The organism is Paraburkholderia fynbosensis (assembly GCF_902859935.1).
GTDB classification, from domain to species: domain Bacteria; phylum Pseudomonadota; class Gammaproteobacteria; order Burkholderiales; family Burkholderiaceae; genus Paraburkholderia; species Paraburkholderia fynbosensis.
Map to the genome: position 1 here is coordinate 104,206 of NZ_CADIKI010000018.1, position 18,936 is coordinate 123,141.

An 18,936-nucleotide genomic window follows, 5' to 3' on the forward strand; every position below is an offset into this window, starting at 1 on the left:
CGGCCTAATCGGGTTGCGTAACGCCAGCGGTTATCCGCTGCAATGCTCGCGCGATGAGCGCCTTGACGAGATCGCGCCGATACGCGGCGCTAATGCCTGGCTGATCGCGCACCTCGACGGCGTTTGCGACTGCCTGGGCAATCCTGCCGACGCCCGGCGCATCGGCCTTTTCGCCGGCGAATCCGGCAGCGAGGTCGTCTAGCACCAGTGGCACATCTGCCACGCCGCCTACGCCGATCCGCAACGAGGCGAACCTGTCACCCACGAGCACGGCGGTGACAGCGCAAGCCGCGATCGCGAAATCGCCGTGCCGTCGGCTAAATGCTTCGAAGGCATGCCGCTCACCGGGCAACGCCGTCGGAACGCGCACCGTGCGGATGATTTCGTCGACCGCCAGATCGGTGGTCATCACCGCGATCAGAAACTGTGACGCCGACACCTCCCGGCTGCCGGCCGGCCCGACAATCTCGATGCGTGCGCCTAGCGTGCTCGCAATGAGCGGCAATTGCGCCGCGGGGTCCGCATGCGCGAGACTGCCGCCGAGCGTCCCGCGCTGTCGGATCGCGTAATGTCCGATCGTCGCCGCCGCTTGAGCCAGCAGCGGGCAAGCAGCGCGCACTGTGCTGCTGGTGGCCAGCTCGTGATGGCGCGTCATTGCGCCGATCGCTAGCGTATCGGGTTCAAGCGTGACGCCCTTGAGTTGAGGCAGCGCATTCAGATCGACCAGATGCGCCGGTTGCGCGAAGCGCATATTCATCATCGGCGCGAGGCTTTGTCCTCCGGCGATCAGCTTGGCGTCAAAACCGTGAAGCGCAAGAAGCGACAGCGCTTCGTCAAGCGTGCGCGGCCGGTGATACGAAAATGCGGTGGGCTTCATGCGCGTTGCGCCTGCGCACTCAGGCTGCGATCGCGGCCGAACACGAGCAACCCGCGACAGCCCCCGCCCGCCGAAAGCCGAGGCAATCGACGACGGCCATTCCCGATTCGCTTGACGCCGCTCATGAGTCGCTCCAGCCGCATGCGCGGCGCTGTTCACCCCGTGGGATAGCTACCGCTTCAGCGATCGCTTCGGAAACGAGGATATCGCCGATAAGTTAAATCGTCAATTGACGACTAAATTTCAAATTTAAAGGATGGTGGTCGGTTCATGATGCGGGACTTGCGTTCCTTACGACACCATGACGTTTTTTGGTTTTTCAAATATGTCTTCACCTGACGACTTATGATTTGATAGAGTACATCGTCCGCCGGCATGAACCGGTGTCGCCATGCTCCCGGTTTTAGCCGTGCACTATCTCAGTGCCATCGCGAAACGAGCGCCTCATCTATGACTGCGGGCATTGGCATTGCCCGCGCCAGGGCGTTTGCGGGTCTTTCACTCAACCCGTTTCGGTTCTCCGCTCATGTCTTTGTCAAGCCGTCAATCGGTCATCATCGCGTTGATCGTCGCCAGTGCCTATTTCATGGAGAACCTGGACGCTACGGTGATTGCGACAGCGCTGCCCCACATGGCCGCCACATTCGGCGTCACGCCCGTGAGGCTGAGCATCGGCATGACCGCCTATCTGCTCGCGCTCGCGGTTTTCATCCCCATCAGCGGCTGGGTGGCGGATCGCTTTGGGCAACGCTCCGTGTTCGGTAGCGCTATCGTCGTGTTCACCGGCGCGTCGATACTCTGCGGGCTCAGCAACGGTCTCGTCGAATTCACCGTCGCGCGGATCCTGCAGGGACTCGGCGGCGCAATGATGGTCCCGGTAGGCCGGCTCGCCGTGCTGCGCAGCACGGACAAGCGTCACCTGATGCGCTCGATCGCCTACATTACCTGGCCCGGGTTGGCCGCACCGGTGCTGGGTCCAGCGTTGGGCGGCTTTATCTCGACCTATTTCAGCTGGCGCTGGGTCTTTCTGCTGAACGTACCGATCGGCCTGCTGGGCCTGGCGCTCACCGCCACGTTCATTCCGAACCACCGCGAATCCGGCCGTCGTCCGTTCGATGTGCCCGGATTCGTGCTTAGCGGGGTCGCGCTAACCTGCCTCATGTACGGCATGGAACTCGTCGGGCAACTGCATGGCGACTGGCACATCGCGGCCGCGGCACTGAGCGGTGGCATTCTCGCCGCAGCCTTCGCGGTACGGCATTTCCGGCGTGCCGAACATCCGCTGATCGATCTCGCGCCGTGGCGAATCCCGACCTTTCGCGCGACCCTCGACGGCGGTTCGTTGTATGTGGTCTCGGTCAGCGTTTCGCCCTTCCTGTTGCCGCTGTTCTTCCAGCTCGGTTTCGGGCTCAACGCGTTCGCCGCCGGTTTGCTCGTGCTCGCTTACGCGGCAGGCAATCTGGCCATGAAGACCGTCACCACGCCCATCCTCAAGCGCTTTGGTTTTCGCAAGGTAATGATCGTCAATGGCCTGCTCACTGCCGCGACCATCGCGCTGTGCGCCCTGCTCTCGCCGGACACGCCGCGCGCGCTGATCATGCTGGTGCTGCTGGTCGGCGGGCTATGCCGATCGATGCAGTTCACCAGCATCAACACGCTCGCATTCGCGGACGTGCCGCCGGCGCGGATGAGTTCGGCGAGCACGTTTTTCAGCATGGTCCAGCAGATGACCATCGGTCTCGGCATCGCATTCGGTGCGATCGCGCTGCATGCTGCAGTCCTGATACATGGCGGCCACGCGCAGTTGTCGCTTGCTGATTTCCGGGTCGCGTTTCTGCTTGTCGCGGTGCTGGTACTGATCTCCGTGCTGTACTTCATCGGCCTCGAACCGGACGCCGGCTGCGAGGTTAGCGGCCATACGGGAGCCGCATCGCGGTAGTGCGGAAATTGTATCGAGCGCGTTCATGGCGACTGGCCCAAATAAACAGAGAGAGAGTCCGTGCAGAGTAACCGGGGTACGCCATTAACGCCTTCGCAAGCCGCCTCGCCTCACGCGGCGGCCGTAGCGGACAGCTCAGTCACTCGCAGCGCCTCGCAACAGGCGCTGATCCTCGCGGGCGTTTGTATCGCGGTACTTGTGCTGCCGCTGAATTTCGGCGGTGCAGCGGTGTCGGCGCCGACTATCGGCACCGCGCTGAGAGGCAGTCCAGTGGCAATCAACTGGATCCTGAACGCGTTCATGCTGAGCTTCGGCAGCAGTCTGATGGTCGCCGGAGCGCTCGCGGACCTGCTCGGACGAAAACGTGTATTCGCCGTCGGGGTAGCGCTCTTTGCAGCGACATCACTCGGGATCTCCGCCGCGCCGAGCCTCGTGTGGGTCGACTTTCTGCGCGCGCTGCAGGGCATTGCGGCCGCGTTGGTGCTGGCCGGATCATCGGCAGCGCTTGCCCAGGAGTTCGACGGGCATGGCCGCGCTCGCGCCTTCAGCATGCTCGGCACGACTTTCGGCGTGGGCCTGGCGCTGGGTCCGCTACTCGCCGGGTTTCTTACGCAAACATTCGGCTGGCGCTCGTTCTTCCTCGCGGATGCGGCTATCGGCTTGACGGGCTTTGCGCTCGGCGTTCCAAAACTGAGGGAATCCTATGATCCGCACGCCAATGGTCTCGATTGGCCTGGCGCCATCAGCTTTACCGCGGCACTGACCCTGTTCACCTTCGGCCTGCTGCAAGGGCCGGAGAGCGGCTGGAGCAGTCCGCTCATCGTTGCACTGTTCGTGGGTGCCGCGGTCATGGCGATCGCCTTCGTCTGGATCGAAGGCCGGGTTACCCGGCCCATGCTCGACCTGTCGTTGTTCCGCTATCCACGCTTCGTCGGTGTGCAGGTACTCCCGCTTGCGACCGCGTTCTGCTACGTCACGTTGCTGCTTGTGTTGCCGACGCGATTCATCGGCATCGAAGGACATACCGCGATCGGCGCGGGCTTGATGATGGTTTCGCTTTCGGCGCCGATGCTGTTCGTGCCGCTCACCGCTGCGCATCTCACGCGATGGATGTCGGCCGGCGTCATCTCGGCGATCGGCCTCGTCATTGCGGCCATCGGCATGCTCTGGTTCAGTGGTATCGGGTTTGATGCGTCAGCCACTGTCCTTGCGATTCCGCTATTCGTGATCGGTGTCGGCGCGGGGCTGCCGTGGGGACTGATGGACGGCTTGTCAGTCAGCGTTGTTCCAAAGGAACGCGCCGGCATGGCGACGGGTATCTTCAGCACGACTCGCGTGGCGGGCGAAGGCATGACCCTCGCGGTGGCCAGCGCGATATTGGCAGTGCTCACACGCTTGCGACTAGCCGACGCACTCCCGGGATCTCCAGACGCGTCGGCTCATGCCGTCACAGAAGCCGCCCAGCGCGTGGCCACCGGCGATCTGGCACACGCTGCGGCGTTTCTGCCCGCACTCGGGCAGCCTGTACTCGTGCACGCGTACGACGGCGCGTTCCGGGTACTGCTCCATATGCTGGTGGCCATCACGCTTGCCTCCGCGATCATGGTGCTTGGGTTCCTTGGCCGCACACCATCCCCGACGAGCCGAGACCCTGCCAGCCCGACGCTTTCTTGAGGCGAAGGGATCGCCGACCGGTGAGACGCGCGCGGCTGCATTGAAGAAGACGCAGGTTTCCGCAGCGAAGGCTTCCACGAAGGAAGCCACAGAAGGATTCAACGACGGCTCATGACTGAATACTGACTGACGCATTACCGATCCGGCTTTTTAACATTGAATCTTTATTCACGTCACTTCAACCAATTGATTTTTCCACAGCAATAAATTGAAAAAATCACAAGCCAATTTATGCCGATCTAGTGCATTAGTTTAAGACACCTTATCAATTAGAATACTGGACGCTACTGTCAATTTCAGCAATACAGCTTTTCCAATTTTTTGGACGTTCACGACGCATTCCTTGCGGTCGAATGTGACGATCCAGTCCCGCCTTGCGTAATCTATCGCCGAACTCTAGCCCGCGATTTACGGGCTGATTTCGAAGAAGAACAGTGTCGATAACTTGCTCAGGCTCCCTTCCTGGAGACCCAGCAACCCGCTCGTTTTCATGCCTATTTGCAGTACTCCTGGCTAAGCCAATTCCGCTATACCACATAATTTAATTTTGGCTGCTTTCACTTTTATCATCCACTTTTTAGCATTGAAAGAAACCGACCTCCTATTGCAGACATAGAGAAAATAGATTGGCGCTATGAAAAGCCCAATCATAGGATGTGCCTGGTTTCCTCCTGTCCTGAATTGGGATCACAACGTGAAATTACGCACGACACAAATCGCAGCAAGCATTCTTTCCATCGCCTCCGCAATCGTCACTGCACAACCCGTGTACGCTGAAGATATGACGCGCGATAGTGGCTCGCCGGTCGGCGACAACCAGAACTCCCAGACCGCCGGTCCTGAAGGTCCGGTACTGCTGCAGGACTCGCATCTGATCGAGAAGCTGCAGCGCTTCGACCGGGAGCGCATCCCGGAGCGCGTCGTCCATGCGCGCGGCACGGGCATTTTTGGCGAGTTCACGCCAACCGCCGATATCAGCGCGTTGACCACCGCCAAAGTGTTCACGCCTGGCACGAAGACCCCGGTCTTCGTGCGCTTCTCGACCGTGATGGGCTATCGTGGATCGCCTGAGCAGGCGCGCGACCCACGCGGCTTTGCCGTGAAGTTCTATACGCAGCAAGGCAACTGGGACGTCGTCGGCATCAACTGGCCGATCTTCTTCATCCGGGACGCCATCAAGTTCCCGGACTTCGTGCACGCGAACAAGCCGTCCGCCGTGACGGGCGTGCAGGATCCGAATCTGGCCTTCGACTTCTTCGCCCATACGCCGGAAGCGACCAGCATGCTGACGCACCTCTACACCGACGAGGGGATGCCTGACTCATACCGTCACATGGATGGCTACGGCGTGCATGCGTTCAAGTTCGTCAATGCCAAAGGCGAAGTTCACTACGTGAAATTTCACTGGAAGAGCCGTCAGGGCATCGAGGGCATCCGCCCGCAGGATATTCCTCATTCGATCGGCGCCGACTGGAATCTGATGACCGACGACCTGTACAACTCGGTCAAGGCGCATTCGTATCCGCAATGGGATCTGTACGTTCAGATCCTTTCGCCGAAGGATCTGAACAAGTTCGACTTCGATCCGCTTGACGATACGAAGGTGTGGCCGTCGTCGATCCCTGAGCAGAAGGTCGGGACGATGACGCTCAACCGGGTTCCGGATAACTACTTCCAGTCCACTGAAGAATCGGCATTCGCGCCGTCCCGCCTCGTGCCGGGCATCGAGCCTTCCGAGGACCGGATGCTGCAGGGTCGTCTGTTCGCGTATGCCGACACGCAGATGTATCGCCTGGGACCGAACTACAACGATTTGCCGATCAACCGTCCTGTTGTGCCTGTGTACAACAATAATCAGGATGGCTCGATGAATTCCGGCGATCGCAAGGCTGAGGTGAACTACGAGCCCTCCAGCATCGCGGAAATCTCGCAGCAGGCCAGGTACAAGTCCGTGCAGACGCCGCTCAGCGGAACGACGCAGCAGATGGCGATCCACAAGACGCTCGACTTCCGTCAGGCTGGCGAGTTCTACCGGACCCTGTCTGAAGCCAACAAGGCGGATCTGGTCACGGCATTGTCGGGCGATCTGGGCCGTGTAACAAACGACGCGAACAAGTACACGATGCTTTCGTACTTCTACAAGGCTGATTCCGATTACGGTACCCGCCTCGCAAGCGCCACGCACGCGGATCTCTCACGTGTGCAGGATCTGGCGTCGCATCTTGGCGATAACTGAAGCCAGTAGGCAACGCAGACGGGGCCTGCGCAAGCAGGCCCCGTCTGCCCGAATACGATTTCCGACGGAGAACGTCATGCGAGGTTTCTCTACTGCGCGGCGAGTAGTTCGAAGCGCAGCCGTGGCAGCGATAGCCGCACTTCTGAGCGCGAGTTGTGCGGAGCACGTGTATCGGCCAGCAACGTATTCCGGCACGGTTGACACGCGAACATACACCGATGACTGGTTCGCCGCCGCGCGCGAAGGGCGAACCGATATCGTTCAATTGCTGATCGACGCGCACTATCCGATCGAAACCGCAACGCCTCAGGGATATACGGCGCTCATTCTTAGCGCCTACGATAATCACCCGGACACGCTAAGGGCGCTTCTTGCCGCTCACGCCAACGCATGCGCCGCCGACAAACACGGCAATACCGCGTTGATGGGAGCACTGTTCAAGGGTGAAACGAACATTGCGCAAATATTGCTCGGGGCAGGCTGCCCTATCGATCAAACCAACAACGCAGGTGAAACGGCGCTATCGTTTGCTGCGCTGTTCGGCCGGCTCGATATGCTCTCGGTGCTGGTGGCGCACGGAGCGAACGTCAATCATGTCGACGCACGCGGCGGCACCGCGCTTCAAATGGCCATCTCGCAACACAATACCGCCGCAGCCGATGCGCTGCGCCAGGTCGGCGCTACGCAGTAAGGCGCTACGCAGTAATGTGGAGGAACGCGATCGGCTTTCCGGAAACTTGACCGGAGAAGCTCCGTTCCGCCTTTTTTTTACTCGCTCAAAAGCGCGCGCCGGGTTCATCCATGCTCAACTCGCAACCGGTATCCACGGCGGCGTCGCTCACGCGAAACGCCGGGAATTTTGTAGCGAGCTCGGCGATCACGTTTGCAGGCCGCTCTGCGTTCACGCGAAAGTATTGATGATGCTTCCAACCATGCCGTTTGCACTGACAGGCGGCGCGCTCGCAGCTTCCGCTTCGACGAGAGCCAGGGCGCCGCTTTGCGGCGTATGCGCGGCAACGCCCTGCGAGGACTGCTGCATCACTTGCATGGCCACGCTTGCGGCGGTTTGCGTAACGTTCATGATCTTTCCTTTATTGAAGACGCAGACGTTAGCACGTCTTCCGATTTTACGCAGATCTGACCAATTGAATCGCTGCCGCTGCCAAGCGCGGAAAATAACGTTGCGAATCTGGATGACACGAATGTCATCTTGCCGACTGATTTGCGACATGCAGGAGCCGGTATGTTGATACGTCGCTAACAGGCCTATGTGGATTATTCGAAGCGCGTAAGCAAGAACGAATACAACGGGGTTGCCTTCAATGACGAAAATAACCGCCGTGGTCAGCGTCAGGATTGCAGATATTACGCGTCTCACCCACATATTCGGCGAGGAATCGACTCAACAGGCTCTCACCCAGTTCGGCGAGGAAGCAACGGCTTTGCTAAAGCGGTTGCTGGCTCAGCATGAGGTAATTGACCGATATCGTTCTGATGTCGACGGACATTGCTCTGCGTGTTTCCGTGTGCTGTCGGGAGATTTGCCGCGTGATGCCAGCGAAGTGGCGCAGGCCATAGCAAAGGCAGGGCATCAGCTGATTCGCGAGCGGCTATTTGCTATTTTTGGCGGCGGGACAGGCGCCCGGATCAACTACGATCTGTCCGTGTTCGTTTTGCCTTCCGAAGCAGTCTCAGGAGATGACAAAACAGGTTGGGTTCAATGGACGAAGGATCGATCGAGGTCCGAACCAAAACATCAACGTAAGGACCGGGACAACTCATCGACCAGAGTGAGAGCAATTCTGCGCGAATGCTCCATACAGACCGTGTTGCAGCCGATAGTGCGCATTAGAGACAGTACAGTGACGGGTTTTGAAGCCCTTTCCAGAGGTCCGCAACGGACGCCATTTGAACGCCCGGACGTGCTGTTCGACGCGGCCCATGCCGCCGGCTGTGCCGTGGAGATGGAATTATTGTGTGCCGAATTGGCTCTCGAGCGCACCAAAGGCAAGCTGCCGCCCGGGAAGTTTTTGACCATCAATCTGGGCCCAGATGCCTTGGCCCTTGCTGCAGAAAAACTGCCGTTGGCGGGCCGGCAGGAAGTCATGTTCGAACTCACCGAGCACTTGCCGCTCAACGAAGCCGAGGGTTTGCGAGACGCGGTCGAACGCCTGCGTACCATCGGCATTGGCTTGGCCCTGGACGACACGGGCTGCGGGTTCGCAGACCTCGATACCGTCCGCCTGTTGAAGCCAGAAATCGTCAAGCTGTGCATTACCGTGATCCGCAATGCCGATAAGGGTGCGCCCTTTGCAGCCGCTATTCGCGCGTCGGCTGAACAGCTCTATAAGCTCGGCTGCAAGGTGCTTGCTGAAGGTGTCGAAACGGCAGCCCAGCGCGACGCATTGCTGAACTGCGGAATCGAACTTGCGCAAGGGTGGCTTTACGGCAAGCCGGTGGCCGTTGCGCCAGTGCCCGGCGGCAGGTGACCCAACGGCGGGTTCGCAGAACGATTTCGAAAGAACTGGCGCGCACGGCAGTGCACTGAGCACCGCCGCCCGCGCACAGCGTTCCGTTGATGCGACAGCTCTATCGTTTAACGCTGATTTCATTCTCACGGTAGGCAGCCGCTCGAACTCCGTTGCGTTTCGCCGCTACGCCCGTTTCAGCAGCGACGTATCCACCGGCAACGCACGAATGCGCTGGCCGGTCGCATTGAAGATCGCGTTGCAGATGGCCGCCGAAGTCGGCGGCACGCCGGGCTCGCCAACACCGCCCGGCGGTGCATCGCTCGGCACGATATACACGTGTGTCTCGGGAACGGAATCGATACGGGCAACCTCGTAGTCCGTGAAGTTCGATTGCTCCGACGCGCCGTTCCGGAAAGTGAGTTCACTGTATAACGTGTTGCCGAGCGCCATCACCACCGCGCCCTCGAACTGCGCAACAACCCGATCGGGATTGACGATGCGCCCGCAGTCGACGGCCAGATCGACGCGTGTCACACGCACCGAACCGTCGTCGGCCACCTGCACATGCGCGACCGCGGCCACATAGCTCAGGAAGCTCCGATGTACCGCAATCCCGCGCCCATGCCGCGCCGGCAATGCGGTCGACCACCCGGAGCGCACGGCGGCTGCGCGAACCACGGCCGCATAGCGGGCGGTGTCGATCGGATACTCGTCGATCGACGCGCCGTAGTTCGGGTAATCGACGCCTAGTGCGTGCAGATCGACATGCCGCGGCGTGCCGAGCAGCGTGAGCAGGTGCTGCACAGGATCTTGCCGCGCGGCCGCCGCAAGCTCATCGACGAACGACCCTAACGCGAAGCCGTGGGGAATGTTGTACACCGATCGATACCAGCCGATGCGCGTGTGTGCGGACGCGGCGCCGTTCTCACACCGCACGTTGGCGATGTCGTAGGGCATGTCGGTCACGCCCTGTCCCAGTTCACCCGCCGCCCCGTAGCGGACATCGGCATTGAACGTCGAACTGATGGACGGAAACACCGTGCGGTGCAACCACGCGACCGTCTTGCCTTGCGCATCGAGCCCGCCTTCCATGTGCTGGGCGCACACCGCATGGAAATAGTCGTTGTGCACATCGTCTTCGCGAGTCCACGTGAGCTTCACGGGCGCGCCGACCTCGCGTGACAGGAATGCCGCCTCGGCCACGTAGTCAGGCTTGGACTTGCGGCCGAAGCCGCCGCCCAATAACGTGACATTGATCGTCACGGCCGGCTCCTGCACGCCGAGCACCTGTGCCACGGTCGTGCGAGCCTGCTGCGGATTCTGCGTCGCGGTCCATACTTCAACGGCACCGTTCGCATAGGACGCGGTGGCGGCGAGCGGCTCCATCGCCGCGTGCGCCAGGTGCGGCACGTAGTAGTCCGCCGAGACATGGTGGGCGGCGCTCTTTAGCGCAGCCGCTGTGTCGCCGTTGTTGCGAACGATTTTGCCCGGCTGCCGCGCGGTGTCCTCGAGCGCCTCGCGATAAGCCTGACTGTCATACGATGCGTTCGGCCCAAGGTCCCAGTCGAGCCTCAATTTCCGCCGCCCTTGCATCGCCGCCCAGGTGCTGGTCGCCACAACCGCGATGCCGCCCAGCGGCTGGAAACCAGCGGGCAACGGCGCAGCGGGAATGCGCACCACATGCAGCACACCAGGCACTTTCATCGTTTCCGTCGAATCGACGCTTTTGAGCGTCGCACCATAGACCGCCGAACGTTCGATCGACGCATACGTCATTCGGGGCAACACGACATCGATACCGTACGTCGCCCGGCCGTGGACGATGTCGTCGAGATCGACGATCGGCAGCGACTTGCCGATATAGCGCCACGTACCCTCGTCTTTCAGATGCAGCGTGTCACGGCCCGGCACCGGCTGACGCGCCGCCGCCGTTGCGAGCGCGCCGTAGGCCACGCGCCGCCCGCTCGCCGCATGCACGACATGACCCGGCTCGGTGTGACAGGTCGCCGGCGCCACGCGCCATTGCACGGCGGCCGCCGCCAGGAGCATCTGCCGGGCCGTGCCGCCTGCTTCGCGCAACGGCTGGAAGAACTGGCGGATGCTGCGCGAGCCATCGGTATTCTGATCGCCATACTTCGCATCGCCTTGCGCCTGCACGACCCTGACGGCGTTCCAGTCGGCATCGAGTTCGTCGGCAAGAATCATCGCGAGACTGGTGCGGATACCGGTCCCCATCTCCGAACGATGCACGACCAGAATGATCTCGCCGGACGGCGCGACCGAGACATACACGTTCGGTGCGAAAGTCCCTTTCGCGCCATTCGCGGATGACAGCACGCTCGCCGCGAGCGCGGTACCCGCGCCGCCGATCTGCAAGCCCAGCACAACCCCGCCCGCCAAGGTCCCTTTCAACACCCCGCGCCGGCTCATATTGACGATTTCGCCCATCACGCCTCCGACGCCGCCGCCTTGATGGCGGCCTTGATGCGTTGATAGGTGCCGCAGCGGCAAACATTGCCGGACATCGCTTCGACGATCTGCTCGTCACTCGGCTTCGGCGTCTGTTTGAGCAGCGACGCGGCCTGCATGATCTGCCCCGGCTGGCAGTAACCGCACTGCGGCACGTTGGCGGCTTTCCACGCGCGCTGCACCGGGTGATCGCCGCCTTGGCCGAGTCCCTCGATGGTCGTTACGGGCTTGCCCTGAACATCCGCCAGTGCGGTCACACACGAACGCACAGCGACACCGTCCAGATGGACCGTGCATGCGCCGCACGCACCGACCCCGCAACCGAACTTGGTCCCGTGCAGCCCGAGCAGATCACGGACTGCCCACAGCAGCGGCATATTCGCATCCGCATCGACGTTGTGATGCACGCCGTTCACAATGAGTTCCATCAACTGATTCCTCGTAGTCGACGCGAACGGCCCAACGTCGTCATGCGCCGTATCGCTTTACCCGCACAAGCCGATCAGGCTCTCGCCTGATAGGCGTTGCACCATCCCGCTCCGTTCACCTGCTTCGCACCGAACAGCGCGCAAAGCGCGCTCGTGTCGGCTGGCTTGCCCTGGTAGAACTGGCAATTCGAGCAGCGCTGGGTGGCGCTGAAGCGCGGATATTTCGCGTGATCGACGCGCGATGCGTCGGTCCGGTAGCCGAGCGCCTGCGCGCCCGCATCGCTTTCCTGAAGCTGCGTGGGCGCGGCCCACGCCGTGCCGCCGGTTACTGCCAGCGCCGCGGCGCCAACGGTATGCACAATGAAAGTTCGTCGATTGGTTCGCATGTTCAATACACTCCTTTCACGACACCAGAACACGTTGCGGCGGTGCCATAAACTCCGGACCTACCGGGTCCTTGACGAATTGCGAGACGATCGCGTCGATTTGCGCGAAGGCCTTGTCGTCGAGTCGCCAGCCGAACGCGGCTTCGAGTCCGTCCAGTTGCGACGGACGGCGCGCACCCCACAGCGCGATCGTCGGGCCGCGGTCCAGCACCCAGCGCACGGCAAGCGCAAGCACCGACTTGTCGAAGTTATCGCGCGCGAAGACGTCCAGTGCTTTCACAGCGTCGACATACTGCTGACGACGCGGCGCTCGGAACTTCGGGTCATGTTGACGCAGATCGTCGCCCTCGAAACGCGTCTCGGCGCCGATGCGCCCTGCGAGCAATCCGCGGCACAGTGCGCCATAGGCGAGTGCAACCAGCCCATGCTGTTTCACATAAGGCAGCACGTCGCGGTCGATGTCGCGTTCAAACAGGTTATAAGGCGGCTGGGTGGTGGACAGCGGCGCCACGCGGCGGAACGCGTCCATTTGCGCCGCAGAGAAATTGCTGACGCCGAGCGCGCGAACCTTGCCTTCCTTGCGCAGGTCGTCCAGCACCGCGGCCGTCTCTTCGATTGGCACGAGCGGATCGGGCCAGTGAACCTGGTATAGATCGATGTAATCTGTCCGCAAGCGCCGAAGTGTATCCTCTACTTCGTGACGAATGCGCTCCGGTGAAGCATTGCGAAATACCTTGCCGTCCTGCCATTCGAGAGCGACTTTAGTCGCGATGACTGCCTTGTGGCGATATCCATCGGCCAGCGCTTTGCCGACGATTTCCTCCGATGCGCCGAAGCCATACGCCGGCGCCGTGTCGATAAGGTTCACGCCGCTGTCGAGCGCCCGGCGGATCACCGCAATCGAGTCCTTCTCATCAGTGCCGCCCCACATCCATCCGCCGATCGCCCACGTGCCCAGGCCGATACGCGATACAGGCGTCGATAAACCCTCAACTTCAATTGTTTCAATAGTCATGCGATGCTCTCTGGTTAAAGCGCCGCATCCATGTCGAATGCGGTCCGAGAAAATGCGACGTGCCCAAAGGACGGGCAGGCGAGTCGATTATTTCAGCCGCATCCGGCGATCACAAGAAGGCACCTGAAGGTTCCATACTTTCCCCATGGAAACAAATTGCTACGACGGCCCTCACGCCGCCGAGAACGCACAGAAGAAAACCGATGACCTCGCGCGCAACGTCATCGAGCAGATCGCCGACAAGTGGACGATCCTTGTGATCGACGCGTTGGGCACACATGGCGAGATGCGTTTTTCGCGGCTACGCGATGAGGTGGGAAGCGTCAGTCAGAAGATGCTCACGAAGACCTTGCGGCAACTCGAGCGCGACGGTCTCGTCACGCGCTATGTGCATCCCGTGATACCGCCTCGTGTCGACTATCAATTGACGCCGCTAGGACGCAGTCTGCTCGACAAGATCTGTGGGATCTGGGACTGGGTGGAAGCGCATATGGCGGAAATGGAATCGGCGCGACGGCAGTTCGATCTCGGCGAAAAGCGTACCGATCGCGCGCCTTCGAACCGGGACGCGGAGTCCGGCTCGGAAAAGCGCCCGGAATAGCCGAACGCGTTGGCAGCGCGCTTGCCATGGGTGGTCGAGTCGCCGGTGTCTTCCTGAACCGTCTCGAGATACGTGAAGCCGGCCACGATCGATAGATCGCGCGTGAGTCCTCATGTCACCGCAAGCTCGAATCGACGCCCAGATAACGGAACGGTAATCTAGCCGACCGCGCCCCGTAAGGGCCCCACCATCACACTCCTGAGTCGAGAAGCCCGCGTCACGCGCTCTGACAGCGCAGCAGCGGCGTGCCTTCATGGCCTCATTTCAGGAACCCGTCATGTGGATTGTCCGGCTCGCGCTGCGCCGCCCTTATACCTTCGTGGTCCTTGCGGTGCTGATCCTTATCGTCGGCCCGCTTGCGATACTGCGCACGCCGACCGATATCTTCCCGAACATCGATATCCCGGTGGTCAGCATCGTCTGGACCTACAACGGCTTTTCCGCCCAGGACATGGCCAATCGCATCACGTCGAATTACGAGCGCGCGCTGAGCTCGGACGTCGACGACATCGAGCATATCGAGTCGCAATCGCTGAATGGCGTCTCGGTGGTGAAGATCTTTTTCCATCCGGGCGCGGACATCAATCGCGCGATCGCCGAGGCAGCGTCGAACTCCGCATCGATCCTGCGCGTGCTGCCGCCCGGCACGCTGCCGCCGAACATCATTACCTATAACGCCTCGACGGTGCCGATCCTGCAACTCGGCCTCTCCAGCGACACGCTCTCCGAGCAGCAGCTCTACGACCTCGGCAACAGCCAGATCCGCACGCAACTGGCGACGGTACAAGGCGCGTCGGTGCCGCTGCCGTTCGGCGGCAAGGTGCGGCAGATCATGGTCGATATCGACCCGCGCGCATTGCAAGCCAAAGGCCTCGCGCCGCTCGACGTGGTCAACGCTGTCAACGCGCAGAACCTGATCCTGCCGGGCGGCACCGCGAAGATCGGCACGAAGGAATACAACGTGCAGATGAACGGCAGCACGGACACCGTAGCCGCGCTCAACGATCTGCCCATCAAGACGGTGGCGGGCGGCGTGGTGTATGTGCGCGACGTCGCCCATGTGCGCGATGGCTACGCGCCGCAAACCAACATCGTGCGCAGCGACGGCAAACGCGCCGCGCTTCTTACCATCGAAAAGTCCGGCAGCGCGTCGACGCTCACCATCATCCAGCAGGTCAAGGCGATGCTGCCGCATATCGTGGCCGGCTTGCCGAGCGCGCTGCATGTCACCGCATTGTCGGATCAATCGGTGTTCGTGAAGTCGGCCGTCGTGGGGGTGGCGCGCGAAGCGCTGATTGCCGCCGCCCTCACCGCTTTGATGATCCTGCTCTTTCTCGGCAGTTGGCGCGCCACGCTGATCATAGCGGTGTCGATTCCGCTCGCGGTGCTGACCTCGCTGATCGCGCTGTCCGCGCTTGGCCAGACCATCAACATCATGACGCTTGGCGGCCTCGCGCTCGCCGTAGGGATTCTCGTCGACGACGCCACGGTCGCCATCGAAAACATCACGCATCATCTGGAGAACGGCGAGCCGCTGCACGACGCGATCCTGAACGGTTCCGGCGAAATCGCCGTGCCGACGTTCGTCTCGACGCTGTCGATCTGCATCGTGTTCGTGCCGATGTTTCTGCTCTCCGGCGTGGCGCGCTATCTGTTCGTGCCGCTCGCCGAGGCGGTGGTGTTCGCCATGATCGCGTCGTACTTTTTCTCGCGCACCCTGGTGCCGACGCTCGCGATGTATCTCATGCGCGCACGCAGCAACGCGCTGGTGACGGGCAATGGACCGATTGCGCGCCTGATCCGCTTTCAGGCCGCCTTCGAGCATCGCTTCGAGCGGCTGCGCGAACGCTATCGCGCCGTGCTCGGCGCGGCGATAGCGAGTCCGCGACGGTTCGTCGCGATCTTCCTGCTGTTATGCATCGGCTCGCTCACGCTGGTGCCGTTTGCCGGTCGCGATTTTTTCCCCGCCGTCGATACTGGCGAGATCCGCCTGCATCTGCGTGCGCCGACCGGCACGCGTATCGAAGACACCGCGCGCCTCACCGACGAAGTCGAAGCCCGTGTGCGCAGCATGATTCCGAAGCAGGAACTCTCGGCGATGCTCGACAATATCGGCGTGCCGGTGAGCGGGATCAATCTGACCTACGACTCATCGGACCCGATCGGCCCGGAAGACGCCGACGTGATGATCACCCTCGCGGCCAAGCACAAACCGACCGCTCAATATGTGGCGAGACTGCGCACGACGCTCGCCAGGGATTTCCCCGGCGTCACGTTCGCCTTTCTGCCCGCCGACATCGTCAGCCAGATTCTCAACTTCGGGCTGCCCGCGCCGATCGATATCCAGATCGTCGGCAACAAGCTCGACGCCAATCGCATCGTGGCGAACCGCCTGCTCGCCCAACTGCGCGGCGTGCGCGGCCTCGTCGACGCGCGTATCCAACAGCCTGGCGATGCCCCCGCCATCAACGTCAACGTCGACCGCACCCGCGCAATTCAGGCCGGGTTGTTGCAACGCGACGTGTCGCAGAACCTGCTGATCGCGCTCTCGGGCAGTTCGCAGACCACGCCGAATTTCTGGCTCGATCCGCGCAACGGCGTGAGCTATCCGCTGATGGCGATGATGCCGCAGTACGACATCAACTCGTTGCAGGCGCTCGCCAATATTCCGGTCGCGCAGAATGGCGGCGCCACCGCCGGGGTCATGACGGCGGCGGCCTCCGCCAACACGGGCGCTCCGGCGCCGCAAAACCTGCTCGGCGCGTTGAGCACACTGACACGCGTCACCCAGCAAGCGGTCGTCTCGCACTACAACGTGCAGCCGGTGCTCGACATTTTCGCGTCGGCGCAAGGACGCGACCTTGGCGGCGTGGCAGCAGACGTGACCCGCCTCGTCGATCAGATCCGGCCGCAATTGCCGCCTGGCGCGTCGATCGTCATGCGCGGCCAGGTGCAGGCGATGCACGACTCGTTCAGCGGTCTTGCGAGTGGCCTCGTGTTTGCGATCGCCCTGGTCTACCTGCTGATGGTCGTCAATTTCCAGTCGTGGCTCGACCCGTTCATCATCATCAGCGGCTTGCCGGGCTCGCTCGCGGGCATCGCATGGATGCTGTTCAGCACCGGCACTCGCCTGAGCGTGCCGGCACTCACCGGCACCATTCTATGTATCGGCATCGCCACGGCCAACAGCATTCTGGTGATCAACACCGCACGCGAATTTCACCACGGCGGCAAACCGCCGCTGCGGGCCGCGCTCGAAGCCGGCTTCAGCCGCTTCCGTCCAGTGCTGATGACGGCGCTCGCCATGTTGATCGGCATGCTGCCGATGGCGCTCGGCCTCGGCGATGGCGGCGAACAGAACGCGCCGCTCGGACGCGCCGTGATCGGTGGCCTCGCGCTCGGTACGGTGTCGACCTTGCTGTTCGTCCCGGTCGTCTACGGGATGGTGCATGCGTGGCTCGACAAACGCCGCGCGGCACGCCTCGACACGCACGAATCCGGCGTTCCCGCCCGCACTCATTGATTCTGACGAGACCTTGCCCATGAACGATTCATCCCTTCCGCCCGAGCTTGGCGAGCGGTCAGAAGCGTCCGCCGGGACCGCCGAGACCGCCGACACCGCGCGTTTGCATAGCGCCAGGGAAACCCGGCATGCCGGCGCCACGGCGGCAGAGCCCGGCAGCACGAAACCGCGCCGCCGCCTCTGGCCGCTTGCGTTGACCGGACTTGCCGCGGCGTTGCTGATCGTCGGCATCGTGCCGCGTCTGCACGCCAGTGCCGCGCTGACGCAACAGACGCAGGCGCAAAGCATGCTCAGCGTGTCAGTCGTCGCGCCGCGCGCCGCGCCAGCCGTCCACGAACTGCTGCTGCCGGGCGCCGTCACGCCGTTCGCGGAAGCGTCGATCTACGCGCGCACGAGCGGCTACCTGGCGCACTGGAACACCGACATCGGTACACAGGTTAAAAGCGGTCAGACGCTCGCGACAATCGAAGCCCCCGAACTGGATGCGCAATTGCGCCAGGCCCGTGCCGACGAAGCCACCGCGCAGGCCAATTTCGACTTTGCGAAGACTACCGCGCAGCGCTGGCAGGCCATGCTGAAGACACAATCGGTCGCGCAGCAGGACGCCGACACCAAGGTCAGCGACATGGAAGCGCGCCGCGCGATGCTCGCGTCGACGCAGGCGAACGTCGCGCATCTGGCCGAGCTTGTCTCATACGAGAAGATCACCGCGCCGTTCGACGGCGTGATCACTGCGCGCAACGTCGACGTCGGCGCGCTGGTCACGGCGGGCGGCACGCCGGGCACCGCGGGCATGTCGGGCGAGTTGTTCCACATCCAGCAGACCGGCGTGCTGCGGGTCTTCGTCGATGTGCCGCAGAACGACGCGCCGTATGTCACGCCGGCGACCGGCGTGTATCTCACCGCCCAGCAGTATCCGGGTCGCCGCATCGCCGCAAAGGTGGCGCGCAGCACCGATTCGATCGATCCGTCGAGCCGCACGCTGCGCGTCGAGATCGACGTCGATAACAAGGATGGCGCGCTGATGCCCGGTGCTTACACGCAGGTGCATCTGCAATTGCGATCGACCACGCCGGCGCTCGACCTGCCTGTCAGCGCCCTGTTGTTCCGGCCGGACGGCGTGACGGTCGCCGTGGTCGATAGCAACGGCCGGGCGCTGCTCAAGACCGTCCACATCGGCCGCGATTTCGGCACGCACGTGGAAATCACGACAGGCCTCGCCGCCACCGACCGCGTGATCGACAACCCCGGCGATTCGCTGAACACCGGCCAGATCGTGCAGATTGCGCCGGCCATGCCTGGCTAGGTGCATCGTTA

Annotated in this window: 14 protein-coding genes; 8 read left to right on the forward strand and 6 right to left on the reverse strand. The window is 62.2% G+C overall.

Annotated elements, in window-relative coordinates; all coding sequences use genetic code 11:
* Positions 1-4: 4 nt before the first annotated feature.
* The gene (locus HV770_RS26565) at positions 5-877 is read right to left on the reverse strand and encodes an FAD binding domain-containing protein (RefSeq protein ID WP_175164584.1); all 873 of its coding nucleotides are present in this window, start codon (positions 875-877) and stop codon (positions 5-7) included.
* Positions 878-1,403: 526 nt separating this feature from the next.
* Between HV770_RS26565 and HV770_RS26570 the strand changes: the two genes are divergently transcribed.
* From HV770_RS26570 to HV770_RS26585, 4 genes are all read left to right on the forward strand, one after another.
* On the forward strand, positions 1,404-2,816 hold the full coding sequence (locus HV770_RS26570) for a DHA2 family efflux MFS transporter permease subunit (RefSeq protein ID WP_175164586.1): 1,413 nt from the start codon (positions 1,404-1,406) through the stop codon (positions 2,814-2,816).
* 60 nt (positions 2,817-2,876) lie between these two features.
* Positions 2,877-4,490 (forward strand): MFS transporter, encoded by a 1,614-nt coding sequence (locus tag HV770_RS26575; protein WP_246291175.1) that lies wholly within the window; start codon positions 2,877-2,879, stop codon positions 4,488-4,490.
* A 781-nt stretch (positions 4,491-5,271) separates the two neighbouring features.
* Positions 5,272-6,726, forward strand: a complete 1,455-nt coding sequence (locus HV770_RS26580; protein WP_217468649.1) for a catalase — start codon at positions 5,272-5,274, stop codon at positions 6,724-6,726.
* 76 nt (positions 6,727-6,802) lie between these two features.
* A complete protein-coding gene (locus HV770_RS26585) occupies positions 6,803-7,417 on the forward strand; it encodes an ankyrin repeat domain-containing protein (protein ID WP_175164657.1) in 615 nt (204 codons plus the stop codon).
* Positions 7,418-7,627: 210 nt separating this feature from the next.
* Here the strand turns inward: HV770_RS26585 and HV770_RS26590 are convergent, their stop codons facing one another.
* Positions 7,628-7,957, reverse strand: a complete 330-nt coding sequence (locus HV770_RS26590; RefSeq protein WP_175164588.1) for a hypothetical protein — start codon at positions 7,955-7,957, stop codon at positions 7,628-7,630.
* Positions 7,958-8,048: 91 nt separating this feature from the next.
* Here HV770_RS26590 and HV770_RS26595 point away from each other — a divergent pair, with 91 nt between their 5' ends.
* Positions 8,049-9,215 (forward strand): EAL domain-containing protein, encoded by a 1,167-nt coding sequence (locus tag HV770_RS26595; RefSeq protein ID WP_175164589.1) that lies wholly within the window; start codon positions 8,049-8,051, stop codon positions 9,213-9,215.
* Positions 9,216-9,380: 165 nt separating this feature from the next.
* Here the strand turns inward: HV770_RS26595 and HV770_RS26600 are convergent, their stop codons facing one another.
* The 4 genes from HV770_RS26600 to HV770_RS26615 all read right to left on the reverse strand — a co-directional run bounded on the left by HV770_RS26600 (position 9,381) and on the right by HV770_RS26615 (position 13,495).
* Positions 9,381-11,645 (reverse strand): xanthine dehydrogenase family protein molybdopterin-binding subunit, encoded by a 2,265-nt coding sequence (locus tag HV770_RS26600; protein WP_175164590.1) that lies wholly within the window; start codon positions 11,643-11,645, stop codon positions 9,381-9,383.
* Positions 11,645-12,097, reverse strand: a complete 453-nt coding sequence (locus tag HV770_RS26605; RefSeq protein ID WP_116120524.1) for a (2Fe-2S)-binding protein — start codon at positions 12,095-12,097, stop codon at positions 11,645-11,647. The genes HV770_RS26600 and HV770_RS26605 overlap by 1 nt, the downstream gene beginning before the upstream one ends.
* Positions 12,098-12,168: 71 nt before the next feature.
* The gene (locus HV770_RS26610; RefSeq protein ID WP_175164591.1) at positions 12,169-12,480 is read right to left on the reverse strand and encodes a high-potential iron-sulfur protein; all 312 of its coding nucleotides are present in this window, start codon (positions 12,478-12,480) and stop codon (positions 12,169-12,171) included.
* Between the two features lie 16 nt (positions 12,481-12,496).
* Positions 12,497-13,495 carry an aldo/keto reductase gene (locus HV770_RS26615; protein WP_175164592.1) on the reverse strand — a complete coding sequence of 333 codons (999 nt, stop codon included), beginning with the start codon at positions 13,493-13,495 and terminating at the stop codon, positions 12,497-12,499.
* 145 nt (positions 13,496-13,640) lie between these two features.
* Here HV770_RS26615 and HV770_RS26620 point away from each other — a divergent pair, with 145 nt between their 5' ends.
* From HV770_RS26620 to HV770_RS26630, 3 genes are all read left to right on the forward strand, one after another.
* Positions 13,641-14,096 carry a winged helix-turn-helix transcriptional regulator gene (locus tag HV770_RS26620; protein ID WP_175164593.1) on the forward strand — a complete coding sequence of 152 codons (456 nt, stop codon included), beginning with the start codon at positions 13,641-13,643 and terminating at the stop codon, positions 14,094-14,096.
* Between the two features lie 277 nt (positions 14,097-14,373).
* Entirely contained in the window at positions 14,374-17,619 is a 3,246-nt protein-coding gene (locus HV770_RS26625) for an efflux RND transporter permease subunit (RefSeq protein ID WP_175164658.1), read from the forward strand.
* 19 nt (positions 17,620-17,638) lie between these two features.
* Positions 17,639-18,925, forward strand: coding sequence for an efflux RND transporter periplasmic adaptor subunit (locus tag HV770_RS26630; protein WP_175164594.1), 1,287 nt, complete (start codon positions 17,639-17,641; stop codon positions 18,923-18,925).
* Positions 18,926-18,936: the final 11 nt, after the last annotated feature.